The organism is Ferdinandcohnia sp. QZ13 (genome assembly GCF_031324165.1).
GTDB lineage: Bacteria > Bacillota > Bacilli > Bacillales > Bacillaceae_L > Ferdinandcohnia.
Map to the genome: position 1 here is coordinate 1,479,819 of NZ_JAVIVW010000001.1, position 26,352 is coordinate 1,506,170.

The following is a 26,352-nucleotide window of genomic DNA, read 5'->3' on the forward strand; positions in this document are numbered from 1 at the left end:
AAATATTTAGATATCTAACAATTAAGCAACTAAATACTAGCAGAATCGTTTCTACATTGCAACCACAAAGTTTAGTATTTTTGGTATACTTTGGCGCCATTCAAATCATAAAATACTCCTCAAGATGGACATCTTTTGCAATCAGCTAACAGCTCCCATTGCCAAGCCTGTAGCGGACTTTTACCACAGTTATAGCCCAAGCGGACGCACCAAAAAGAACTCACCTTCTGTTTATAAGGTGAGTTCCATATTGTTAAAGCCAATTTTCCTCATTGCAAATCATAGCAGTTTTTTCCTGAAGACTATTTAAATTTATTTCTAAATCAAGTGGTTGGCTAGACGATAAAAACAGTCTTCTTTTTTTGTTTTCTCTCCACAATGAAGCTAACTGAGTAAGATCCAAATTTTCTTCCCATATTGAAGTTGATAATGCAATTCCTTTTATTTTCATAGAAGTGGCATTTGTAATAAATCTTTCTGAACCTAATACAATTTCTGAAAAATAACTTGTTGATTCAAAGACTTCAACCTCTGGTGGTAGCCGGAAAATACCAAAAATATTATAATATTTAATTACGTTGAACAAAGTTTTATAAACGCTTTTACATTCTTCCCATAAAGCCGTATCTAACAAATCTTCATTAATGAGGATGCCATCTACCTTAGCATCGCCAAAAGCTTGACAGAGTCCTATCAAAGCTTTTGTTATTTCCTCAATTTGCTTCCTCATTAATCCTAAATCCGAATTGCATTTTGTTCTATAAAGAGTTTTTAGAATAGTGACTGGTCCAGTTATAGTTGCAATTATTGGTAGATCCTTACCTCGAACCTTTACCAATCGTTGGGTAACCTCTTTTACAATTGGCACTCTACCTCTTTCCAAAAAATCCGATGATAATAATTCCTGAGTAATTGGTATTTCTTTTACACTAGGCATTTCTTGATCCTTCCATTCGACAATTCCACCGAGGGCCTCTGCCTCTAAAGAAGGGTCCAATGGTAAAATAACAGCATCATAGCCTAGAAGTTTTTGAGTATTTAATAAAGCCGAATAAAAAGTATTCGCATCTTGTAAAATCGAAGGAATTGAAACTTGATCCACTTTTGTTAAATAAGTACCTACCAATGGGAGAAAAGGCGGTCGAGTGACAGCCCGACCTTTAAAAAATTTTTGAACTAATTCTTTTTTATCCATAAAACAACTCCTTATTATGAAAAGTTACATACGGACAATTTGTCGTAATGGCTCTGCGTTCGGCCAGCTGCCATAGTAGACAAGTGCTTCTTCAGCTGGTTGCTTTTTAGACCACTCCACAATAAATTCATCGTAGCTTTTTCCTCGTCCTAATCGGTCCTTTCTTTCCAACTCTCTTAGCTTTTCGGTTTTTTCCTCATCTAAAGTTAGCGTTTCAGGGTCATAGGACACTTTGTAGATATTTTGGGCTACCCAATCTGAAATGAGTTCATCCTTTAAGTCTTTGATGACATTTTCTGGTTCACGATCAAGCACATCACCGTAGCCACCACCACCGGTTGAATTCGCTACATAAATATCACCATCCATAACAGGTGCGGCTGGACGTGGTGCACGCTCGACTACGTAGTCTCCTTCAATTGAGCGTTTTTTTACAAGTTCTGCCGTGTCGACAGGAATATCTGCATCCCCATTTTTCATTTTCTCAAAGTAATTGGCATTTACAATCTTAATACCAGGATGTGACGGTGGAGGGTATCCACCAAATAATCCTTGAGTGATTGGAACTTTATGATGCTTAATAATAGATTGGTAAACTAAGAATGGAACACCTTTTACTGCCCATGCGACATTTGTTCCTGCACCACCACGATATTTTCCAAATCCTCCTGAATCCTTCCAATGCTTAAAATATAAATGGACATGAGGCTGTTCATTCTCCATATCTTCTACATCAGGAGCTTTCCCCCACCAGCCCCAAGGAAAACCAAAAGAATTATCTCCATCACGATGTGTTCTGGCCCCACTACCTTCACTATTTAGTACGTTTGCAAGCATATCAGCAAAAGGAACACCCCATTGGTTTTGACCAGCGATGACAACTGCACAACCACCTGCCCCGTAACCACTTGTTGAAAGCTCTTTTACTCCACTTGCATATAGCATTTTTGCAAATGCATTAGAAGTTGTAGATAGTACACAACTATTTGTTATCGGTGAGTTAGCTACTGAAGCATCGACATTTGCGTTTAAAAATGTACCTTGTGGAACAATTACCTTGATTGAAGAAAAGATACCAGATGATGTTGGCAAATCTGCAAAAGGGACACCAAATAAATAGATTGCGATATGTGCGCGAACGATGTGCATAAAACTATTAAATGAACCATCATTTTCAGGGGAAGAACCTGTGAAATCAAATGTGAGTGTGTCTCCCTCTTTTGTTAATGTTAATTGACACCGCATCAATGAATCGTTTGTTCCCATTGTATCCATGAAAGAAACTGAACGGTATACTCCATCTTGCCAGCTAGAAATACGCTTTCGGGCTCCCTCCTCTGCTACTATTAACATTTTCCTCATCACACCAACAACAAGATCTACTCCTTTTTTCTCAATGAGTTGTTGGACACGAACACGCAAACGGTCACATGCAGCAACACGTGCTTTGGTATCAATGATCTGCATTCTTGGCGCCCTAGAAACCATGTTTGCCATCATATTTAACATGTCGTTTCTAATTTGATAGTTTTCTCCAATTTTAATTGGTGGCAATTTCATCCCTTCATCAGCACGAGACTTTGCTGTTAGTGGCATACCACCTGGTTCTATTGCACCTGTTTCAGGCTGATGTACTGCTGCTGCAGCCCATGCAACAAGCTCACCTTCATGGAAAATTGGCATAACCGCGACTTGGTCTGGATTATGAACCCCACCATAAAGGGCCTCATTCGCATAGAATATATCGCCTTCATTTATCCCAATTGTAGGATCATCCTTATAATGCTTAAGAATGTATTTAATTCCAATTTGAGTAGTAACAGCATGTAGATAAACGCCACAATAAGCTGCAACAAGGTCACCTTTTGCTGTATACAAGCCCACGACAATATCCCCTGAGTGAAGCATGGAGGAAACTCCTATTTTCGTTAAGACTTCTTTTGCCTCTAGCACTAATTGGTTTAACTTTTCACTATAAATCTCATATTCCCCAGGCTTTAAACTATCAAGGGCCGTTTGTTCAAATTCATCAATTGGTTCTGGATGGATTCGTTCATTAATACCGAAATCAATCATGCCGTTACCCCCTCAACTGTTTTCTTTTCGATTAAACCATTTAAATATTGATCAACTGTATAAACAACATCAGGTGGTAATACAACCGTTGTATGTGGTGATTCTATTAAGGCTGGACCTTCAATTTTATTACCGCTGCTTAAATCCTCTAGCTGATAGATGTTAGTATCTACAAACCCACCAAGTTCCGGCCAGTATGCTTTCCGAGATCCTTTAATGGCATGTCTTGCGTCTTCACCTGAAGCTTCATTTTGAATAAAATGAAATTTCTCCTGTGGAACGGTTGCTTTTAATACAACATTTTCGATTTCGACTCCACCTTCAGGGTAAACTGCGATTGAGCTATATGCATTTGAATATTCTTCTGTAAAACTATCCCATAGATTTTGAACATCCTCAGGACTGTTTATAAAAAGGGTAGGCGATACAGCCCTCTTAATATTGAGTTGACCACCATATTTCATATCGAGTTCTAATTGATATTGAATATCCTCTGGATGGAACCCTTCACCCGTTATATCTCGGATGGCTTTTTCTTGAAGATTACGTACGACTGAATTAAGGGATTCATAGTCTGTTAAAAACTTCTTTGTTCCAGGTTCTAATAGAATGATGTGTTTGGATTGTTCATAAATGTGCATGATGTCCATCATAGAAGATGAAAAGGCACAGAACACAGGTGACTGTTGTAAAACGATTGTTTTGGGAATATCTGCTTCAAACCCAAAACCAGCACCATGTACAGGACCGCCTCCTCCTAAAGCAAACAGCACGAAATCTTTAGGGTCATTTCCTTGAAGAGAGGTTTCTTTCTGGATAATATTTGCCATATTTCCATCACAAACTTTTTTAATGAGATAAGCAGCTTCATAGACATCTACACCTAATGGCTTTGCAATTTTTTCTTCAATCACTTGTTTTGCTTTTTCAATATTTAACATTAAGTTCCCGCCATGAAAATAATCTGGATTTAGATAACCTAATACAAGATCTGCGTCTGTCACTGTTGGCTCCGTTCCACCTTGGTCATAGGCTACTGGGCCTGGAAAACTTCCTGCACTTCGAGGACCAACCTCTAGTCGCCCACCCAGTACATCGTTAATCCATGCTATTGAGCCTCCACCTGTTCCAATTGATTTACTTTCTAACATTGTCATATCAACTAGCCAGCGATCAATAACTGGTTTAAATTGATAATTGTTTGTCTCTCCGTCCACTACAAGCCCAATATCAAAGCTCGTGCCACCCATATCCGTCACAACGATATTAGGGTAATCATATAACTTACCAATTTGATTACTGCCAATGATTCCAGCAACTGGCCCGCCATTATACGTATTAACTGCCGATGTACGGAAAACTTCTGCCATTCCTCCTGTATTATGAACCATCAGAAGTGGATTCCTGTATCCTAGATCGCGTAATTCATCTCCAATATTCGATAATTCTTCTGCCATCGCCTGGTGGAGATAAGCGTTTAAAATCGCCATATTCGACCGAGTATACTCATATCTCTTAGGCATAACCTCGCTTGAAAGAACAACTGGCATATTCCCGAGGTAATACTCTGGATATTCCTCTTCAATGAGATCCTTAATTCTTTTTTCATGAACAGGATTTTTAAACGACCATAAAGTAGATACAACAAAGCCCATTACTCCTTGATCGACTAAATACTGCAGTTTATCTTTAAAATCTTCTTCATCAAGTGGACGAATTACTTCCCCTGTATAATCAATTCGCTCTTTTACACCCACTACGTTTTCTCTCGGAATTAACGGAATCGGCTTGCTTACCTCAGCAATTTTCCTACTATCTAATGAACTAATTCCATCTTGCCATTGGCTTCCCTTTCCTATATAGAGCATATCTTCATATCCCTCGGTTGTAATAAATCCAAGCTTTGGCCCTTTTCGTTCGATAAGTTTATTCATCGCAACTGTAGTAGAATAACGAATCATGTCCGTTTCTTCCAATAGTTCGTCAAGATCTAAGTCAAGAAGTTCCGCTCCGTTTTCAATAGCTTTAATAAAACCGACTGATAAATCATATCCAGTAGTTGGACTCTTAGAAATAACAGATTGGTCTCCGTATCTAATAAAGCAATCTGTAAAAGTTCCACCTATATCAATATCGATTGTCGCCCTAATTTTTGTTGTCATTTATTTTTCCTCCCTTACACATTCTTAAATACTTGCTTCTGTTGTCTTTCCTCTTCGATAGTTCTTTGTTTTAATGATTCTAGGTCTATATGAATGTCGTGTGTAATTGGATGTCCAGGTGCTAAAACTTCTGTTTCGACCAACGTTCCACAGCCAGGACAATAAAATTCAACTAAACGAACCCAATTCGCATCAGGAGAAAATGTGTATTTCCCTTCCACATGGGGTTGATGTATTTCACTTGGATCACGATCATAGATGAGGCAACCTTTCTTATAATTCTCATGTGCTGAATTCAATTCATGATCACATTTATTACATACCCAAACTTCCTTCTGTAAATCTAAAGATATATACTCAGTTATTCTTCTTCTCATCCCTACACCTCCATAATCCCGTTTAAATGTTGGTCCATTCTAAACTTTGCACCAAGTGGAACAACGATCGTAGTATTTGAGCTTTCTAAAACCGCAGGTCCATCAATTTTATGATTGGGCTTTAACTCCTCAATGTCATAAATATTTGTATTGATTACATTTCCTTTCCAGTAAATTGGTCTTATCGATTTCGGTTCTGGAATAAAATTAACCAACTCTAAGGATGGTAGCGCAAAATGAGAAGCGCTTACATAACTATTTAATCGAATAAATTCGATTACGATTTTGTCTGAACCTAATTGCTTAGAAATAGATTGCAATTCCTCTCTCAAATACTGTTCATTTGTGCTATGAAAAACATCACTAGGTAAAAAGAAAATATCTCGAACCTTTTCATCATTTGAAGCAACCTCTATGGAAACTTCATATCGTATAGATTCTGGAGAAAATCCTTCTCCACGCATATCACGATGAGATAGTTTTTTCATATTTTCAATACTGACATTTGCATTAATAAGAAATTCACCAATCTCTTCTTGTGGCCCAAATTGGAAATCGACTCGTTCTTGATACGTATGGGAAATATCGGCTGTTGAAAGACCGAATGCGCTAAACACAGAGCTAAAAGGGAAAGTGAAAATTTTACTGATTCCACTTTTCTTAGCCATCCCAGCAGAAAATAGTCCTCCGCCTCCCCCAAATGAGAAGAGTTGGAAATCCTTTATATTTTTTCCTCTTTCGTTCGAAAGCTGTTTTAGTGTGTCAGCACCAATTTGTTCAATTTTATCAACAATAAGTGCTGCCGCCTCTTCATTTGAAATATTTAACGGTGTGGCGATCCATTTTTGAATAGCCTCGATTGCTTTTTCCATTGATATTTTCTTTGTTCCACCTAAGAAGTAATCAGGGTCAACGATACCAAGAACGACACAAGCATCCGTTACTGTTGGTTTTATTCCTCCAAGTCCAAAACATGCTGGTCCGGGTACTGCCCCTGCACTTTCCGGTCCTAATTGAAGCTCTCCATTTGGAGTTACTTTAGCAATGGTTCCACCGCCACCGCCAACTGATAAAACATGAATTAAAGGAGCATGTACTGGAATTTCCGCAATACTTGATTCTGTATCGAATGTAAGCTCTCCATTAGAAATTAATCCTACATCTGTACTAGTGCCTCCCACGTCAACAGACATGATATTATCGAGACCATACATTTCACCGATGTATCTCGTTCCCATTAACCCTGCTGCAGGACCGGAATTGTACGTATCCAATGCCTTTGTTTTTGCGACACGCGCAACACCACCATTGGCATGAGCTATTAACAATGGCTTTGTATATCCCTTTTGTCTTAATCCTTCATCCGCTTTATATAAATACTTAACCATATCACGATGAAGATAAGCATTAACCACAGCTGCATTTGTTCGTACCCCATTATCGGATCTTGAACTAATATCACTGCCGAGTTGAATTGGTTTTGTACCTAGATAATGCTTTGGAAAATCTTCTTGGATAATCTTTCGAACTAGTTTCTCATTTTGATTGTTCGCATGAGCATTTTTTAAACTAACAACAATTACTCTTGTTCCTAGTTCTAATAATTTTTTTGTTACTCGTCTTATTTCAACTTCATCCACTGATTTAAGAACTTCCCCACCTTCAGATACTTCTTCATCAATAGAAACTATTAAATCTTCCTGAATTAAAAAATTCAAAATCGGGTTTTTACCTTCTTGGTACAATGAATCTTCGTATCCTCTTGTCACTATTAACCCTAGCTTTGGTCCAGTTCTTTGGATAATAGAGTTTGTTCCTACAGTTGTAGAAAGTCTTATTGTCTTCGTATCCTTAAGGAAATCGCTTACATTTTCATGACCGAATCTCTTCGCACCTTCCGTAATGCAATTATTAAAACAAACAGTTAAATCATGCGGTGTCGTTTCTACTTTTACCACTTCAAAGCGATCACCATAGGAAAAGAACCCATCCGTAAAAGTTCCTCCTGTATCAATATCAACAGTGTACTGCGCCATGTAAAAACCTCCTTAATACATTTTTAAAGTTTAGTAGATTTCCTTTACATACTTTGTTTTCATTTCAAAGCGAGGCAAGGTACCCTCAGGAACTAATTCAACATTTGCCCGAAACATGAGTTTGGATCTTAATGTTTCTTCTAGCTCTTTTTTCAACAATGGTAAATCTTTTTCTTGGCTCATACCATGCTCCACTTTAATTTGCAATGGTGGTTCCATCGCTGGGCCTGGTTTTTCTAATAGAATTTGGATATCACCTGTTGTTCTTGGATAGAAACTACTTACTACATCTTTTATAGCCGATGGAAAAACGTTCACGCCACGTATAATTAACATATCGTCTGTTCGACCAATGCATCGAATACGAAAACTCGTGCTGCCACATAAGCACTTACCAGTTTTAACCGAAATCAAATCTCTTGTGCGAAATCTTAAAAGCGGTACACATTCTCTATCAATAGCGGTATAAACTAATTCTCCTTCATTTCCATTCTCAAAAGGCTTAACCTTACCAGTATCTGGATCAATTAGTTCGCAAATTACATAGTCTGGAGCTACAAAATGCATACCATCTCCTGCTGGGCATTCTGAGAAAAGAACGGGTGCCATATCAGCATTTCCCATTGCTTCAAAAACCCTTGCACCCCAATCCTGTTCAATCCTCTGCTTAACCTCTGGTAAACCACCTCCTGGTTCACCACCTGTACCAATTAACTTAAATCCTAACTCTCTTGGATTCATACCAATTGAACGAATATAGTCAGCTAGATAATTAGCGTAAGATGGAGTACATAAAAGCACATCCGGTTTTAGATGCAGGGAAGTTGTAACGATTCTCTCAGAAGCTCCAGTTCCAATAGGAATAAAAGTAGCTCCCAAATTCTCAATCCCATCTTTTAACGGGAGTCCCCCCACAAAGAATGACAACCCCATTGCAAAAATAACTTTATGATGTGGTCTTACACCTGCTGTGTAATACACTCTAGATACAATATCTGTCCACACTGCACTATCCTTTTTTGTGATTCCTACATATGTCGGCCTTCCTGTTGTACCAGATGATGAGTGTATTCTTATAATCCTATCTGAATCAATACATTGATGTGAACCTAAATCAGAGGTATCTTCTTGGCTTTTACGAATTTCGAATTTCTCCGTAAAAGGGAGCTTTTGTAAATCATCAAGTGTTTCAATCTCCATAGGATGAATTCCTGCTTGATCCAATTTTTTAGCATACAAGGGGGAATTTAAATACATATACTGGACTTGTTTTCTTAACTTTTCTTCCTGTAAGTGCTTAAGTTTCTCTGGTGGTATTTGTTCCTCAACTGACTTTTTATATGTGAACAAGATTAGCCTCCTCTCTCTTCTATTCGAATTTTTAATAATTTCGAATATTATGTTTTAATTGTAAAGGATACAAAACACTATAACCACGTTGTTTATCTACAAAAATAACAAACTTTTTTTTCTAAACTTTGTCTTTTAGTAACAAAAAAAATGACCATTTTTAAAATAGTCATTTTTCTATACCTTACTATACATTAAATGCTCTAACCGTAATGCTAAAGATAGACTAAGTCTTACTTCAGAATCCCCTAAATCAAACCCAGTCATATCCGTTATTTTTTCGATTCGGTACTTCAATGTATTTTGATGGACAAATAATTCCTCTGCAGCTTTCTTAATTTGACCATTATGCTTTAAATAGACCTCTAAAGTTTCTTTAATTTCTCTAGAGTTTTTCAATTGATTTATTTTTTTTAAGTATAGATTTGTGTATGCGCTTACGTTTGTTTCATCAAACAGGATCATACTCGAAAGTAATGTCCAGCTTCCACACGCTGGATAATAACCAACATTCCCAAGATGTCTAATTTTAGGAAGAGCATTTAAAATTTGACTTGCTTGTTGATAGGAATGGTCGATTAATTCGATTGTCCCAACAGATTCACCCACTCCAATGAAAGTCTCTAGTTTTTGATTCTTAGCATATTCATTCATTTTTTTATGTAACATATCATGAAGCTTGTAGCTTAAATTCAGAATCTCACTTTCTGAGTCATGTGAAACAAGAGCAATCATCGCTCCATCCTTGTAGATCATACATGGAGTCCCAAATAATTCTTCCATTTTCAAGCGAATTCCTTTAGGTACATTTTTAGAATTTAAGTTGAACCACTCGCCATTATCATAAACACCAATTCGCAAAATAGAAATCCGAGGTTTTAAGGTAATTTCTAAAGTTTTCAGGATGCTGTAGGCTTCATCTACTTTTTCCCTATTACTAAAAAGTAAACAATCAAAAAGCTGATGAATAAGGTATCTTTCAATTTCTAAACGTTTATTGTTAGCAGTTTTTGTATGAGACATCTCAAGAGCTGCATTAATCGTAAGTCCTAATTGCTCAGAAAGATCCATGAGTAAATGTAAATCATCTTGTGTAAAATATCCGTCATTTTTATTGATGGCATGAAGAATCCCAATTCTGTTGTTATCGACCAACAAAGGTACGGTAATGATAGATGTAGCTTTAAATAGTTTCACGTAATTTTGGTTAAAACGTTCATCTGACTGTGCATCAGATGTGATATACGGAATTCCTGTTAAAAAGACATCTCGTGCATTGCTTTTTTCGGTTAAAGTAACACGGTACTGTTCAATTATTGTATCTTGCCATGATCCAAAAGCTGGTTTTTGCAATCTCAATTCATTATGGATAGGATCATACAACATGATACCTGCCATTTCTGAATTCAAAAGTTCTCCCACCTTTTGAACAATTTCCGCCAAAATTTCTTGAAAAGAATATTGGTTAACAAGTCTTTGTAATTGAGTCATAAAGTTGAGACTTTCTGATTTCCTTTGCATAATCAAAAATAGGCGAGAGTTTTCAAGGATAATTGGAACTGATTGCATAAAGAAATTGACAATATTTATCTGTTTCTCTGATAGTTCCTCTTCTTGTTGTGGAATAATGACTAAGACTCCGGTAAAAGCCTTTTGTCTAGTAAGGGGGAAAAAATAGGTAGCATCTTCATGTAAGTATCTTTGAGTTTGAAGCTCAATTTGCTGAAATTTGTGTTGTGTTCGTTCAATTAGTTCTTTTTTCTCCGATTTCTCCAGATTCTGACTTGATTGAGGGATTAATTGTTTTAAACTTTGATCAAAAACAAAGAAGATCCCCTGTCCACCACCAACTAATTTGATTCCCTCCAACACTATGGCTTCAGTTAATGGCTTCCATTCTTGTATACTGTGAAGGCTTTCGATTCCTTTTTGAAGTAATTCAATCTGATTTTCATTTAGAGAGCTATTTTTCATTGAATAAAAAACCACCTCCGGCATTTATTTTTCTGCCTAAAAAATATGTACGAGGCGTCATTTAAAAATTATGTTAATTATTAATATAAACATAATTCTAAAAACTTGTCAAGATGCTATTGGTTAGTACAGAGGGTAGGTTCTCGCTCTAACCCTCATTTAAACCAATCCGCCTTTTCCATATTTACAAATGGGATATCCGTGTCCACTTCCCCTTCGATTTTTGCAATCGGGAAGTCAGTCCCATTTACCCATTCACCAAAGTTAAAAATAGTAGGATCCTGATCTCCGCCAAGCGCACACCAAGCTTCTAGCTTATCAGGAAAATAGGCAGATGTATGAATGGTTCCTGCCCAGCTCCCATAGAGCTTAGAAAAAACGCCTTTATCTGTATCATTTAGCAGTCGAAACGCCTCAAGCCCATTTAGATGCATTTTTTCTTCAATCGCCTGCAGTCTTTTATTCGAATCATCAAGGACGCGACGATTTTCTTCGGTTAAGATTTTAAAATGATTGGTGCAGGTGTATCCTTGCCTTACCTCGACTCTTCTTGGCGAAGTTTCCACGATAAAAGGCATCTCACAACTTGCATCAAATAAAACATAGCTAAAAGAACCCCGATGTGGAATGTCCTTCAACAACTGAACAGCTTCCTCAACATTTGTGCATAATTCGAGAATTAGTCTTCCAATCATATGACAAATGAATCCGTTCCCCGGGCGCTTTCGGTTCATAAAGGTATATCCCATCGATAACCCCTTAGCGTTCATTCCATCCGATCGTCCGGTAATCTTTTGAGTTAAAACTAGGGTTGCATTCCCTCCGTCTGACGGTTGAAAAACAACAAGGCGCCCATCATAGGTCTTTGGATGATAATCATAATTCCGGATCATGAAATTTTCGCCGACTAAAATCGAACACCCTGAAGGCTTAACGTTAACCCTATACCCTCCAAATTCCATCAACACCTTTTCCATCGACCATCCCAAAGCATCCTGTAGCCCCAAAAACTCATCCCACATAAACGGAGCCAAACGTTCAAATACCTTTTTCGTCTCATCAGGATCGATTCGAAATAAAGGTCTCCTTACCTTCCATTGCTGCTCCCGATTCTTCACCAAAAAAGAATCCTTCAGAAGCGTTCCCTGCATATGACCAAAATCATAATGACTTCCCCGAAACTGAATCACATCAGCAAATATCCTCTTCATAAAATCCTCCTCGGGACTTAGTGACAGGTTCCTGTCCCTTCAATGCCATTTATGTACCATAGATATTTTCTCATTTATCTCTCTTAACGTAAAATAGACCAAACCATAAGGCTTGGTCTATTCTTGGAAATGCTTTTTATGTTCTGCTTGTTTCAGGAACAACTTCTCGATCAGGCTTGAATAGAAGACTTAGGCAGTATAAACCACTTAAGCCCACTAAACTATAAATAATCCTGGACAAGATTGAATCCTGACCTCCAAAGATTGCGGCTACCAGATCAAATTGAAAGAATCCGATAAGCCCCCAATTAATTGCCCCAATAATTACTAAAGCAAGCGCAAAACGTTGTAATCCACTCATTATTATCGCTCCTCTTATATTTAGTAATTTTAGGTTTTACAATTAAAATTTAAAATATACATGCAAGAGGTCAGATTTGTTCCTTTATCCCAAAATTAATTCCATTTTTTATAAAAGGAATGGCTGATTTTATCATTTCCTCCGGACTAATCGAATCCGGATTTCTTCTCCATTCGGCGGAAGCCCCGTACATTCCCCAACTCAGCATGATAGCCGTTATTTTTAGAGAGCTTTCATCATCTGTAGGATGCTGTTCTTTTAACATTTTATAAAAAATAACTTCAAGCTGGTCCCGAATAATTCGGGCAATTGTATCCTCATACCCTCGATGGCATCGATTTGATAAGGAAAGCTGAAAGTTCGTGATTGCTTTAAAGATGCCAATAAAAGTTTCTTCATTTAATGCGCTTTGTTGGAAGGACCCGCTATCCAAATTGATTAACAAAACCTCGGATAAAACTTTATCGAGCAGATCATAAATATCTTCAAAGTGATAATAAAATGTGGCCCGATTGATCATTGCTTCGGTCGTAATGTCTTTAATCGTAATGTCCTTGAATTCTTTTTTACTGGAAAGTTCAATAAAAGAATCCATAATAAGTTTTCGTGTTCGCAGTACTCGGGGGTCAGTTTTTTCTTCTGTCATTTCGCTCGTCCCTCCTACTTTTTCAACAATTTCGCAAATGTGTTGGATATCCAACATATCAACTAATCTATTGGTATGTATGATTCCCATTATCCACTAAAATGAAAGTACAAAGCAAACAGAATGCTTATGGGACGAAGGGAAAGGCTCCTGTCCCAGCACAAAAAAATAAAAAGTGAGGGATTTTAAATGACAAACAACAATTTAATGTGTGATTTAGAAACAGGTGTATGTGGAGTAGCAGGAGATGAAGAAATGGAGATAATTGATTTGAACGAACCAACAAAGACAATCGATCTTTACTATGTAACTGACCCAATCTGCTCACATTGCTGGGCACTTGAACCTACTTTCCGCCGGTTCAAAGAACAATATGGACATTATTTCAATTTCCACACTGTTTTAGGTGGTTTACTTGAGAAATGGCATGGTGGACCGGTTGATCCAGCAAATGGGATCTTTGGACCTGCGGACGTAGCTGGGCACTGGAGAGAAGTTGGCGAATATTCACGTATGCCAATTGATGGCTCGTTAATGATTGACAATCCTGTTCAATCTTCCTTCCCACCATCTCGAGTATACAAGGTGATTCAAAAAAATCATGGTGATGACAAGGCAAATGAATATTTACGCCATGCTAGAGAGGAGCTATTCGCTTTTAATAAGAACATCGCAGAAAAATCCGTGATGATTGAAAATGTAAATAGCTTAGGACTAGACGGAGAAGCAATCGTAAATGAAGCAGAATCTGAAGTTGGTCAACAATTATTAAACGAAGACTTCGCTCTCGCAGCAAAACTTGGCGCTAGAGGCTTTCCAACCATTATTATGGTAAACGAAGAAAATAAAGGCGTTAAAATTGTGGGTAGCCGATCATTGGACTACTATGTATCTGGACTATCTAAAATGATAGGTGAAGAAGAACCACAAGCAAAGCAGCAACCTGCGTTATCTAAGTTACTTGAAAAGGAACTTCTTTTTGCTAAAGAAATTGAAGTTATGTACGACTTAGAACCATCTGAACTTCAGGCTTTTGTAGATGAGCAATTAAAAACAGATACTTTTGACGAAAAAGAACTTCTTGGTGAAAAATACTTTGTGAAAAAATAGAATGGGACAGGGACAGGTACACTGTCCCTCAATCTTATTAGAATGTTGGAACGCGGGACCTGTCCCCGCGTTCCACTAATATGCCCTTTTCCCACTAATGGTTCCCTCCATCGACACTGGTGCATTCATGTCAGCAAAGAATAAAACAACAGTTGTATCCGCTACTGCTGTTATAGGAGGTAATGGCGCTTCTATATCCGTAACAGCTTCCATTTTTTGAATCTGAACGTCCCCAACAGTTAACTCACCATCCAGGACATATAAGAATGGTTGCAACCCTTGATAAACAGGGACATCTAATTGATCTCCTTGCTTGGGATGTGCATCAAGAATATAGACTTCTTGTCTAACTTTCAGTGGCGCCTGACTTCCTTCAGGTCCTACCATCAGATACCAGTTCCGATTTCGAATTGGCTTTTCATGAAATTGAATAGTTGGTTCAAGATTGGTTGCATGAGGTCGAACAAAAATTTGGAGCATCTCGACTTGATCATTTTTCACTTTTTCCTCATGCCAAAAGCTTTGACCCGCGTTCATCATCATTAAGTGACCTGGCGTAATCGGTGCTTCTAAACCTGCTGAATCCTTGTGATGCATCTTACCATGCCATACATAACTCAGAATCTCATCGTTTACATGCTCATGCATCTTTATCGTTAATCCTTTTTTCATCACAGCATGGTCGATAATACTTAATGGACCGAATGCAAAATCTTCATTCTCCTCTAAAATATCACCCGGCTGTATTCGTGTGATTGTAAATGGTCCCTTGTATGGTTGCCAGTGCTTTTGTGTAGAAAGTTTTTGTAACATGGTTGGCCACCTTTTGTTTTGTTTTTTATACTATAACACTTGGATAAAATAACAATCTACGTATCAATAGTTTTTAAATACATTATGTTATTGAATCCTTAGCACTATATGTCAATTTTCAATCAAAAAAATCCAAAAATACTTACATTAGTTCAGAAGAAGTGAAGTCAAAGAGATTGTATAGTTTATAAGCCATTAAGAGCTCAAAACGTACATCTGCATCGTTTAAATCAACATTTAATAGCTCTGCGATGCGATCAATCCGATATTCGAGCGTGCTTCGGTGAATAAATAATGCATTAGAGGCTTCTCTTACGTTTCCATTATGAAGTAGAAAAGCCTTTAATGTCCCGAATAGATCAACATTATTTTTTTCTGAATACTGTATTAATGTGCCTAGGTTTTTCTTGATAAATAATCTGGCTGATTGCGCATCACTTGTATTACTTAAAATGGTATAGGCCCCAAGGTTATCATATATGGCATAGCCACCATTCGGATTGCGGTTTATAATGACATTCTTTGCTTTTGAGGCTTTCATATAGCTATCGTAGTAGTCTTCTAGTTTTGATATATTGCCGCCAATTCCAACATAAAGATTGAGCGTAGGTTCTACTTTATTTGTAACTTCAGACATACTTGCATAGAGTCGTTGCCAAAAGTTTTGCTCGTTCGGTGTTTGAACAATGATGATAAAATCATCACCCTTACGGCTAAAAATGATGTTCTTATAATGAAAGGATAATTCCGACTTTATTTGTTCCCAAACTCTTGATTTTTTAGCTTCAATCAGCACGATATTATCATCATCTTCTGTTAAGTAGGAGAATACTACAACTGTATGGGGTTCAAGTATATCCCAATTGGTTAGTGTCGCATATTGTATAATTTTCTCTGGATTTTCAATCGTCTCAGTGAACAATTGATTGATGAAACCTTCCTGAATTTGTTCTTTTGTATCCAGAACAAGTTTTTGTTTAATAAATTCAATTGCGTACACATTTAAAACATAGTCAATCGTTAAGCGAATGAGACGGTGCATTTTTTTCTGGTATAGACTAACGATCATATACCCCAGAGCCTGATTTCCCTGCAGAATGGGGAGTACATGCAAGTCTGTGTCATTCACTGTAATTGTCAAATCCTCGGCACGAAGCTTTGTAATTTCGTTTTTCATCCGCTTAATTTCTTGTTGGTATTCGTTTTGAAGATGCCTTTCTTCCCCTTTTACCTTCGAGGTAATCAGATTCATAAACCTGTCATATAAAAATACGGTACTATCAATCATGGCGCTGATAGTATTTGTAATCTCAACCAAATCCGCACCCTTTACTGTCTTTTTCACTAATTCCTGTTGATGTTCTAAAATGGTTTCAAGACTATTTTTACTTTCATATTCAAACTTATAAAGTCTTGCGTTTTCAATCTGCATTGAAACGAAGTCCGAAACAAATTTCAGAAACTCCAGATCTTCTTCTGTAAAATTGCCTTGCCCACCCGAAGTGACATAAATAACTCCAATTGCCTTTAAATTTACAAGTAAGGGAACCGTTAATTCAGATCCTCCCGATACATCCACAAAAGGAAAATAAGAATCTAATGATTTATTTGAGTTAATTTTTATTTTATTGGGATGTCCAACTGCCCCATACCACGGAGTGTGGAGATCGAAGCAAGTATTCTCCTCATCATATAAGTAAACACAAGCACCACTTGCTTGTGTTCCTTTACAGGCTCGTTCGACGACCTTTTCGATGATATGCTCAATTGAAGAGTTCGGGAGGATATTTTCTTTAATCCACTCAATCCCCTTCATTTTTCTTTTTTGACTTTCCTTTTCTCTAGCAAGGATCAACGACGATGCAACATCATGCCCAAACTCTGTAAATATTTGCTCTGCTTCAATAATTAAGGGAATAAATTCACGGAAGCCTATTACGCAAAGTCCAAAGCTCTCGTTAAGATTATGTAGGGGGACTGTAAACCATGTTGATAGATTTTCATTCTTAATGGCAGCATGAAAAGCACAGTTCGTTTCTTCACGTTTATCCTTTTGCCACCAAATTGCGTTTTTCAGGAGTTTTGGAGAGCAGTCCCTGACATCTAAGTGGAGTGTTTGATCGATTGTGAACTGTTCTCCCTTCCAAACCTTTGGGACGAGTCTTCCTTTTTCATAAAGGACAACTCCTACTAAATCACATGCATATTCCTTATAAAATCCTTCTAATAAGTAATCTAGTGTCTCTTCTATTGTGTCAAATGTAACAAGGTGGCGTGCCATCGTACGTAAATGATTATCTATTTTTTTCATTAACTTCTCTCGTTTTTGAGTTAATTCCAAATATATCGCCACCTTATACCCTGTTTTCTATATTAATTCCACTCTATGCTTTAAATTCCTTCTTCACCATACATAAAAACATTATTTAAGGATTTCTTTGGCTATTACAACTCGTTGTATTTGATTGGTTCCTTCATAAATTTGCATGATTTTTGCGTCTCTAAAATACTTCTCTACCGGATAATCACGAATAAATCCATAGCCTCCAAAGATTTGCACGGCATCGGTTGCTACCTTCATCGCCGTATCAGATGCAAAGCATTTGGCAAAGGCTGCATGCTTGATGGATGGTGTATTCGATTGTAATAAATGAACGGCTTGATGAACAAGGAGTCTTGCAGCTTCAATATTCATTGCCATATCGGCAAGCATGAATTGGATTGCCTGAAGATTGGATATCGGTTTTCCAAATTGGGTTCTTTCTTTTGAGTAAGCAAGCGCATCCTCATAGGCAGCTTGGGCGATTCCTACAGCCTGTGCGCCTACCATAGGTCTAGCATTCATAAGTCCTTGTAGAAAGATTTTTAACCCTGCCCCCTCCTCACCGATTCGATTCAAAGAAGGGACTCGAACATCTTCAAAAATGACAGATGCTGTATTTGAGGCACGTAAGCCTAGCTTTTTCTCCTTAACACCAACTTGCAGCCCATCTGATTCTCGCTCAACAACGAAGGCAGTGAACCCACTTTCTTTTACATTGGCTAACACAACAAAAAAGTCTGCATAGCTTGCGTTTGTAATAAAGCATTTTTCCCCGTTTAAAATATACTCGTCACCACTTCTAATGGCTGTTGTTTTCAATGAACTAACATCACTACCAGCTCCTGGTTCGGTGAGAGCAAACGAAGCTAGCTTTCCTTCTCTTGTCAGTTGGGGGAGATATTTTTTCTTAAGCTCTTCACTCCCGCCAACAAGGATTGGATATGCAGAAAGAGAGTTCGCCTCAATACTTGTTGCAACACTTGCGCAAGCCTTCGCTATTTCCTCAATAATGAGAGAATGAGAAAGCTTGTCGATGCCGGGTCCTCCATATTCTTCTGGTATTGCTAGGTTTGATAAGCCGACCTCATGTAGCTTATTAATAATCTTCTGGGGAAATTCTTCTTCCTCATCATATTGCCTTGCAAAAGGTGTAATTTCATTCTTTGCAATGTCACGTGCAAAGCTTCTTATTGTTTGCTGTTCGTCTGTTACGATAAAGCTCACTTTTATCACCCTCCTAAACTACATTTTCCGTATATCCTAAATATGTGGATTGAACTAATGGATTTTGGATGAGTTCATCTGCCCTGCCCTCAAGCACAAATTTGCCACGATCCATGACATAAGCACGATCAGCAACACTAAGGGCTGCTTTCACATTTTGCTCAACTAAGATAACCATTGCCCCGAACTCATCTCTTATTTGTTTCATAATATCAAGGATCTCTTTTACTATTAACGGGGCAAGCCCCATCGATGGCTCATCTAGTAGGATCACTTTGGGATCAGACATCAATGCCCTGGCAATGGCTAGCATCTGTTGCTCTCCTCCACTCAATGTTCCTGCAACACTATTCATATGCTTTTGTAAACCGGGAAACATCTCCATCATTCTGTCTATTTTTTTTGCAACTAATTGTTTTTCCTTCCCGTATTTGAAATACATTCCTAGAATTAGATTTTCCTTAACTGTTAAATTTGAAAAGATTTGACGCCCTTCAGGCACGAGAGATATTCCTTGTTCAACTACTTTATGTGACTTTACTTTAGTTATCGATGTTTCATTATAAAAGACTTCACCTTCTGTTGGATTGTAAATACCAGAAATCGTTCCAAGCAATGTGCTTTTTCCTGCTCCATTCGCTCCGATGATCGAAATGATTTCACCAGGATTCACAACTAGATTAATTCCATCGATTCCTTTAACCCTTCCATGATAAGTTGTAAGATTTGTTGTGCGGAGTGTCATAGAACTTCCTCCCCTAAATATGCAGCAATCACCTTTGGATTTTTCTTGATTTCATCTGGTGTCCCTTCTGCAATCTTGTTTCCAAAGTCGATTACAACAATCTTATCTGCTATCTTCATGACTGTATTCATATCATGTTCCACAAATAGAAATGAATAGCCTTCTTGTTTCATATCAAGTAGGATATTTGCAACCTTTGCAGCTTCTCCATCATTAAGCCCAGCCATTGGCTCATCAAGTAAAACAATCTTTGGTTTCGAAACGATTGCACGTGCAATTTCTAAAAGCTTCTGGAGTCCATATGGTAGGTTTCCTGCAATTTGGTTTGCTTGATCAAGGATTCCTACCTTTTCCAAAGCTTCTTCAGCAAGAAGTTTTGCCATTTTATCATCCTTTTCTACTGCCTTGGTTCTAAATGCAGCAAGAAAAACATTCGTTTTCATTTGTGGATGAACACCGAGCATGACATTCTCAAGAACGGTCATATTATCAAAAATTTGAAGGTTTTGAAACGTACGAGTAATCCCTTTAGGAGCTAAACTATGAACCGGTGTCCCATTTAGCTTTTCCCCCATAAACCAAACGTCACCACTAGTGCTTGGTAGAACGGAGGAGATCATATTAAATAACGTTGTCTTCCCAGCACCATTCGGACCAATAACGGCTAGTATTTCTCCTTGATTCATTGTGAAGGAGACATCGTTTACTGCCACAATTCCCCCAAATCGTTTGGTTAAATGATTAATCTGCAGGATGGTTGTTTTCATTTACGACAATATCCTCCTTTCTTGTTCCCGGACGAACTTTATCTTTGATCCGTTCATAAAGAATGGCGCCTGTTGGGATAATTCCTTTTGGCATAAACATAACGACAAGGATTAAGACGAGACCATACACAATGATTTCTACTTCTCCACTTACATCGAATAGCAGTGGTAGGTAATCCTTCACCCATTCACCAAGCATCGTCATTAAAAAGGCGCCTGCTATTGCTCCCCAAATTGATTGTGATCCACCTACTACTACCATTACTAAAAATTGAATCGAGACTAAAATGTGAAAGGTAGAAGGAGTAATAAAGTTCATAAAATGTGCGTACATACTTCCTGCAACTGCGGCAAAAATTGCACTTAATACAAAAATATGAAGTTTAAACTTTGCAACATTAATTCCTAAAGACCTTGTTGCAATCTCACTATCATGAATGCCTCTTAATACCCTTCCAACATGTGAATGTACTATATTAAGGGAAAGTATTACGATTAAAAAGACAATTCCCCAAATAAAATAATAGAAGCTTAACTCTTGCTGTAAAACAAACCCAAACAGATTTAATTTTGGAATTCCTGATAGGCCGGCAGCACCTTTGGTAATGTCGGTAAGTCCTAGTAATAAAATAAATACAATGACATTGACACCAATAGTTGCGAATGCTAAAAAGTGCTCTTTCAATTTTAATATAGGAATCCCGATTATAAAGGCTAGAAGGGCGGTTACTAGTACCCCAACAATGAGGGCGAGCCATGAAGACATTTGATAACCTGTCGTTAATACTCCTGTAAAATAAGCACCTAATCCAAAAAAAGCAGCATGCCCAAGTGATATTTGGCCTGCATACCCCATAAGAAGGCTTAATCCAATTGTGACCATGCTATAAATTCCAATTAGGATAAATAGACTTAGCATATAAGAATTATTGAATAATAATGGAAGAACGATTATCGTGATAAGCATGACAATCAGTGGTTTCGTTCGACTAGGATACAACATGTTCAATCCCCCTCTCCTCACACGCGATTCCCAATAACTTTTGACATAATTCCATTCGGTGCAACAAATAAAACAATTAATAGAATTCCAAAACTTATCGCATCGCTGTATGAAGTGGAAATATATCCCGCTGAAAAAGATTCAATGATTCCAATTAAAAAGCCAGCAACTACTACAGCAGGAACCTTCGTCATTCCTCCGATAATCATGGCCATAAAGCCTTTTAATCCAAGCATTAATCCCATATCATAGGTTGCACCTGTTACAGGCGCAATCACAATCCCAGCAATAGCTCCTACAGCTGCACTTAAAACGAATGCCAATGTAGACATGGATGAGGTATTGATGCCCATTAGCCTAGCAGCTACTGGATTTACAACACATGCTTTTAACGCAGATCCTATAATTGTTTTTTCAAAGAAGAAATAAAGAAGTGCGAGTAAGAAAAATAGAGTACATAGGACCCAAATGCTCTGTGGCATTAATACAGCTCCCATAATTTGAATCGGGTTATTGGCTGAAAAAGCAGGAAGAGACTTAGGATAGGTCCCCCAGGCAAATAATCCAATTGCTTTAAGAACCATGGATATACCTACTGTAATGATTATTAAGTTGATAAAACTTGCATTTTTCGTTGGTGCGATTGCGAGTTTCTCCACACCAAATCCAATCAATGCAGTACATAACACGGCTAGTAAAATAGCGACATATATTGGTAACCCAAGACTTGAAAAAGTGATGCAAAACATCGCGCCAAGCATCGCGAATTCACCTTGCGCGAAGTTAATTATGCCTGTCACATTGTAAATTGTAACGAACCCTATCGCGATTAATGCATAGATACTTCCAGTTGTTAAGCCTGTAATCAAATATTGAATAACAGCATCCATTGTAACCCTCCTTTATCGAAAAACTGGAAAGCATGCATGACTCACATCATACATGCTTCAATTATTTATCGATGAAACTATTCTAATTCCCAGCCGTTCTCTCCAACCTTAAGGATGGCCATACCATCACCTTCAACACCATTACGATTATCTGGTGATAGATTATACGTTCCTGTAACACCTTTATAAGAGATGGTTTCTAAATATTTCTTAATGGAATCCGAATCCGTATTACCTTCGGTTATCGCTTGTAGCACCATTTGTATACCATCATACGCATAGCCGCCGAATGGACCTGGGTTATAATCGTACTCTGCCATAAATGGTTCCGCAAAGTCTTTAAAGAGCTGAGTTTGTTCGTTGTCTTCTAATGAATCAAGAACATTTAATTTACTTCCAAGAACCAATACTCCTACCCCATCTGCTCCAACTTGATCTAAAAAGCCTTGATTACTTACAGCATGGCTTTGGATCATTGGAACATCAATGCCTAACTGTGAGTAGTTTTTCGCAATAATTCCGGCTCCTGGAGGGCGTGACCAAATAATGATGGCACCTGGATTTTTAGGCTTGATTTTAGTTAACTGGACAGTCATATCAGTAGCTTCAGCATCAAAGTCTTCTTTTGCTACAATATCAATACCATTTTCTTTTGCCATTCCTTCAAAAACGGGAAGTCCAGTCTGACCGAAACCATCTCTTGCATTGATCCAGGCAACACTATCAATATTGTTATCTTTTAAATAATTAATAACATTTTGAAGAACTGTTTTGTTGCTTTGAGGCGCTTGAACAGTGTATTCATTAAATTGATCATCATTCAGTACACCTAACGCAACGAGTGGAATTTTATTTTCTGCTGCCACACCCATAAGTGCCACACTCGTACTTGTTTGAGTTCCACCAACAACAGCCGCAACATTATGTTCTGATATCATTTTTTTCAAAAGTACAACTGCATTTGTGTCGTCTGTTTCATAATCCTCTATGATAAGCTCTACCTTTTTCCCATTAAAATCTTTGTCTTTAAGTTGTTTATTTAGTAATCTAGCAACGTCGGCTTCGGGTTTACCTAACGCAGATGCCGGACCAGTATCTGCAACGATGACACCGATTTTAATTGTAGCTGAAGATTCACCACTCGCCTTAGAATCGCCTCCACTGTTTTTTCCATCTGTTTGTTGTGAACCACCACTACATCCTGCAATAAGAAATACACTTAAACAAATGACAAGAAATGACCATACCCAAGATTTTTTCCTCATCGTAATTCGGCCCCCAATTTTTCTTTTAATTGTTCCTGAAGTGATATTTTTCTAATTTTTCCGCTGGCTGTCATTGGAAATTCATCCATGATCAGTAATTTATCCGGTACTTTATAGTCAGCGACTTTTGGCCTTACGAACTCCAAAAGTTCTTCGACACTTGGTGAGGTATTTGGCTTGATTTTTACGCAAGCACAAGAGATTTCACCTAAAACGGTGTCAGGCAGTCCAACTATTGCCACTTCCATAACATCCGGGTGTGTATAGAAAACTTCTTCTATTTCTCTTGGGTAGATATTATATCCACCTCGAATGATCATTTCTTTTTTACGGCCAACAATTCTTAGGTTTCCTTGCTCGTCTAATGTGCCTAGGTCACCGGAATAAAACCAGCCATCTTCATCTAGTGCTTCCCTCGTTTTTTCAGGCATATTGTAGTAGCCCTTCATGATTCCGAAACCACGACAGGCAATTTCTCCAACTTTATTAAGGCCAATATCTTCTTTAAATTCATTGACAATTTTTACTTCGGCACCTGGAAGTACCTTTCCAACTGTTTCGGCACGAATTTGGTCGTCATCATCAAAAGCTGTCATTGTAAGGGTTGGTGACGTCTCGCTTAATCCATAGCAAACGACGATATCACACCCCATATCTGTACGGATTCGCTTCACAATTTCAACTGGACATGGGGCCGCGGCGATGATGCCAGTTCGAAGGGAAGACAGGTCATAATTTTGGAATTCAGCATGATTCAGCTCTAAAATAAACATCGTTGGTACACCATGCTTAACCGTGATTCTTTCATTTTGTGTGGTTTCCAATGCTTCTTTGGCATTATATTTTTCTGCCAACACCATCCGAGCCCCTACAGCAATCGTACTTAGGATGCTTGGTACCATACCAAATACGTGAAAAAGTGGTACAGCTACATAAAAGACATCATCTTCGGTACACTTCATTTCTTCAGCAGTAATGATTGCGGTGTTTACGAAATTACTATGGGTAAGCATCGCCCCTTTTGGTGCACCTGTAGAACCTGAAGTATATAAGATACAGAAAATATCAATTTCAGAATCGATTGGGACAGGGGAGAATGGATGATTGTCAACTCTTTCAAGTAATTGTTCATAACTCATATGGCCATCTTTCAGGCACCGAACTGTTATAAGTCTTTCAAGATTTTCAACACGCTCAATTGCTACCGAGAATTGTTCATAATGCTTAACTCCACCAAATTCCTGGGTAAAAAAGGCAATTTTAGCTTCAGAATTACGTAAAATGTACTCAACTTCATCTTGTCGGTAACGAGTATTGAAAGGAACGATGACGCCTCCAAGATGAGAGACAGCCATATAAATGACGACAAATTCATTCCAATTTGGTAGACATACTGCAACTTTATCTCCCTTTGTTATGCCGATTTCTTGTAGTGAGGCTGCGAGATTAAGAGATTTATCCCATAATTCCTGATAGGACAGCCGTGTGTAACCATCGTATGAAACTTCGTGATGAGGATCCTTTTTGCAAACGCTTTCCAAAAGCTTTGAAATACTAAGTTTGCTTAATTTTTTTTTCAAGTAATTCACCCCAATAACTAAAATTTCCTTAATCAGTCAGGGCTGAAGCCCCGACTGATTAAATCTACAAGACTTCCCAAATCGCCGCGATTCCTTGACCTCCGCCTATACATAATGCAGATGCGCCGTATTTTTTATTCCTTCTCTTAAGCTCGTAAATGAGAGATAAACTGATTCTAGCACCACTTGCTCCGAGAGGGTGACCTAATGCTACCGCACCACCATTGACATTCCCAATACTAGGGTCAAAACCTAGTTCTTTTTGACAAGCAAGATATTGAGCAGCAAAGGCTTCATTGATTTCGATTAAATCTAAATCCTCTACTTTCAAATTGGCTCGCTCTAATGCCTGGCGAATGGCTGGGGCAGGTCCAATTCCCATGTACTTTGGATCAACGCCAACAATTCCCCATGAAACCAATCTTGCTAATGGTTTTAGATTTCTTTTTTGAGCATACTCACTAGAAGTAACAACCATGGTTGCCGCACCATCATTAATACCACTAGCATTACCAGCCGTAACTACACCATCTTCTTTAAATCTAGCTGGTAATCTATTTAAAACATCTACTGGGGTATCACGTGGATGTTCATCTTGATTAATTATTTTCTCGCTTTTTCTTACCTTCACGGTGATCGGTACAATTTCCTTTGCAAAAATCCCGTTTTCTTGTGCTGCTAATGCACGCTTGTGACTTTGTGAGGCGAACTCATCAATTTGTTCTCTTGATATCTCATATTTTTCTGCAAGGTTTTCGGCTGTAATCGCCATTGAGCATTTCCCATATGGGTCATAGAGAGCTTCCCACAAATAATCCTCCATCGGTGCTTTTCCAAGCGGTAAACCCCATCTAGCACCACGAACAACATGTGGTACCTGACTCATACTTTCTGTCCCGCCCGCAACACTAACATTAGATTCTCCTAGTTTAATAGATTGTGCGGCATTCACGATGGCCTGTAGGCCTGAACCACAAAGTCGATTTACGGTTAATCCAGGCACATGTTCAGGAATTCCTGATTTTAACCCGACATGCCTTGCCATATAGATCGCGTCAGTACTGGATTGAATCACATTTCCGATTACTACCTGATCCACTTCTTCCGGCTGGATAGATGACCTAAGCATTGCTTCCTTTGTTGTATGCACGGCAAGGTCTATTGCTGATACATCACGAAAAGATCCCCCGAATTCTGTAAAAGCAGTACGTGCACCATCAATGACAACAATTTCTTTACTCAAT

The 26,352-nt window shown here is 38.1% G+C and carries 21 protein-coding genes; 1 reads left to right on the plus strand and 20 read right to left on the minus strand.

Features of this window, described 5'->3' with window-relative positions; all coding sequences use genetic code 11:
• Positions 1–253: 253 nt before the first annotated feature.
• The 10 genes from RGU12_RS07160 to RGU12_RS07205 all read right to left on the minus strand — a co-directional run bounded on the left by RGU12_RS07160 (position 254) and on the right by RGU12_RS07205 (position 13,388).
• Positions 254–1,195, minus strand: a complete 942-nt coding sequence (locus RGU12_RS07160; protein ID WP_309535449.1) for a uroporphyrinogen decarboxylase family protein — start codon at positions 1,193–1,195, stop codon at positions 254–256.
• Between the two features lie 24 nt (positions 1,196–1,219).
• The gene (locus RGU12_RS07165) at positions 1,220–3,271 is read right to left on the minus strand and encodes a hydantoinase B/oxoprolinase family protein (protein ID WP_309535450.1); all 2,052 of its coding nucleotides are present in this window, start codon (positions 3,269–3,271) and stop codon (positions 1,220–1,222) included.
• Positions 3,268–5,433 (minus strand): hydantoinase/oxoprolinase family protein, encoded by a 2,166-nt coding sequence (locus tag RGU12_RS07170; protein WP_309535451.1) that lies wholly within the window; start codon positions 5,431–5,433, stop codon positions 3,268–3,270. The genes RGU12_RS07165 and RGU12_RS07170 overlap by 4 nt, the downstream gene beginning before the upstream one ends.
• A 14-nt stretch (positions 5,434–5,447) precedes the next feature.
• Positions 5,448–5,810 carry an acetone carboxylase subunit gamma gene (locus tag RGU12_RS07175; protein WP_309535452.1) on the minus strand — a complete coding sequence of 121 codons (363 nt, stop codon included), beginning with the start codon at positions 5,808–5,810 and terminating at the stop codon, positions 5,448–5,450.
• Positions 5,811–5,812: 2 nt separating this feature from the next.
• Entirely contained in the window at positions 5,813–7,846 is a 2,034-nt protein-coding gene (locus RGU12_RS07180) for a hydantoinase/oxoprolinase family protein (RefSeq protein WP_309535453.1), read from the minus strand.
• 30 nt (positions 7,847–7,876) lie between these two features.
• Positions 7,877–9,196 carry a phenylacetate--CoA ligase family protein gene (locus RGU12_RS07185; RefSeq protein ID WP_309535454.1) on the minus strand — a complete coding sequence of 440 codons (1,320 nt, stop codon included), beginning with the start codon at positions 9,194–9,196 and terminating at the stop codon, positions 7,877–7,879.
• Between the two features lie 177 nt (positions 9,197–9,373).
• Complete coding sequence (locus RGU12_RS07190) at positions 9,374–11,170, minus strand: helix-turn-helix domain-containing protein (protein WP_309535455.1); 1,797 nt, start codon at positions 11,168–11,170, stop codon at positions 9,374–9,376.
• A 155-nt stretch (positions 11,171–11,325) separates the two neighbouring features.
• Complete coding sequence (locus RGU12_RS07195; RefSeq protein WP_309535456.1) at positions 11,326–12,381, minus strand: C45 family autoproteolytic acyltransferase/hydrolase; 1,056 nt, start codon at positions 12,379–12,381, stop codon at positions 11,326–11,328.
• Between the two features lie 136 nt (positions 12,382–12,517).
• Entirely contained in the window at positions 12,518–12,742 is a 225-nt protein-coding gene (locus RGU12_RS07200; RefSeq protein ID WP_309535457.1) for a DUF378 domain-containing protein, read from the minus strand.
• Between the two features lie 70 nt (positions 12,743–12,812).
• The gene (locus tag RGU12_RS07205) at positions 12,813–13,388 is read right to left on the minus strand and encodes a TetR/AcrR family transcriptional regulator (RefSeq protein WP_309535458.1); all 576 of its coding nucleotides are present in this window, start codon (positions 13,386–13,388) and stop codon (positions 12,813–12,815) included.
• 189 nt (positions 13,389–13,577) lie between these two features.
• Here RGU12_RS07205 and RGU12_RS07210 point away from each other — a divergent pair, with 189 nt between their 5' ends.
• Complete coding sequence (locus RGU12_RS07210) at positions 13,578–14,498, plus strand: DsbA family protein (protein ID WP_309535459.1); 921 nt, start codon at positions 13,578–13,580, stop codon at positions 14,496–14,498.
• Positions 14,499–14,573: 75 nt separating this feature from the next.
• Here RGU12_RS07210 and RGU12_RS07215 read toward each other — a convergent pair whose 3' ends face one another.
• The 10 genes from RGU12_RS07215 to RGU12_RS07260 all read right to left on the minus strand — a co-directional run bounded on the left by RGU12_RS07215 (position 14,574) and on the right by RGU12_RS07260 (position 26,351).
• The gene (locus RGU12_RS07215) at positions 14,574–15,311 is read right to left on the minus strand and encodes a pirin family protein (RefSeq protein ID WP_309535460.1); all 738 of its coding nucleotides are present in this window, start codon (positions 15,309–15,311) and stop codon (positions 14,574–14,576) included.
• A gap of 142 nt (positions 15,312–15,453) precedes the next feature.
• Positions 15,454–17,652, minus strand: coding sequence for a helix-turn-helix domain-containing protein (locus RGU12_RS07220; protein WP_309535461.1), 2,199 nt, complete (start codon positions 17,650–17,652; stop codon positions 15,454–15,456).
• A gap of 81 nt (positions 17,653–17,733) precedes the next feature.
• Complete coding sequence (locus tag RGU12_RS07225; protein ID WP_309535462.1) at positions 17,734–18,858, minus strand: acyl-CoA dehydrogenase family protein; 1,125 nt, start codon at positions 18,856–18,858, stop codon at positions 17,734–17,736.
• A gap of 13 nt (positions 18,859–18,871) precedes the next feature.
• A complete protein-coding gene (locus RGU12_RS07230; RefSeq protein WP_309535463.1) occupies positions 18,872–19,603 on the minus strand; it encodes an ABC transporter ATP-binding protein in 732 nt (243 codons plus the stop codon).
• Entirely contained in the window at positions 19,600–20,370 is a 771-nt protein-coding gene (locus tag RGU12_RS07235) for an ABC transporter ATP-binding protein (RefSeq protein WP_309535464.1), read from the minus strand. The genes RGU12_RS07230 and RGU12_RS07235 overlap by 4 nt, the downstream gene beginning before the upstream one ends.
• Positions 20,345–21,373, minus strand: a complete 1,029-nt coding sequence (locus RGU12_RS07240) for a branched-chain amino acid ABC transporter permease (protein WP_309535465.1) — start codon at positions 21,371–21,373, stop codon at positions 20,345–20,347. The genes RGU12_RS07235 and RGU12_RS07240 overlap by 26 nt, the downstream gene beginning before the upstream one ends.
• Positions 21,374–21,390: 17 nt before the next feature.
• A complete protein-coding gene (locus RGU12_RS07245; RefSeq protein ID WP_309535466.1) occupies positions 21,391–22,263 on the minus strand; it encodes a branched-chain amino acid ABC transporter permease in 873 nt (290 codons plus the stop codon).
• Positions 22,264–22,340: 77 nt separating this feature from the next.
• Entirely contained in the window at positions 22,341–23,528 is a 1,188-nt protein-coding gene (locus RGU12_RS07250; RefSeq protein WP_309535467.1) for an ABC transporter substrate-binding protein, read from the minus strand.
• Positions 23,525–25,108 (minus strand): AMP-binding protein, encoded by a 1,584-nt coding sequence (locus tag RGU12_RS07255; protein ID WP_309535468.1) that lies wholly within the window; start codon positions 25,106–25,108, stop codon positions 23,525–23,527. Before RGU12_RS07255 ends, RGU12_RS07250 begins: the two co-directional genes overlap by 4 nt.
• A 64-nt stretch (positions 25,109–25,172) precedes the next feature.
• Entirely contained in the window at positions 25,173–26,351 is a 1,179-nt protein-coding gene (locus tag RGU12_RS07260) for an acetyl-CoA C-acetyltransferase (RefSeq protein WP_309535469.1), read from the minus strand.
• Position 26,352 lies beyond the last annotated feature (1 nt).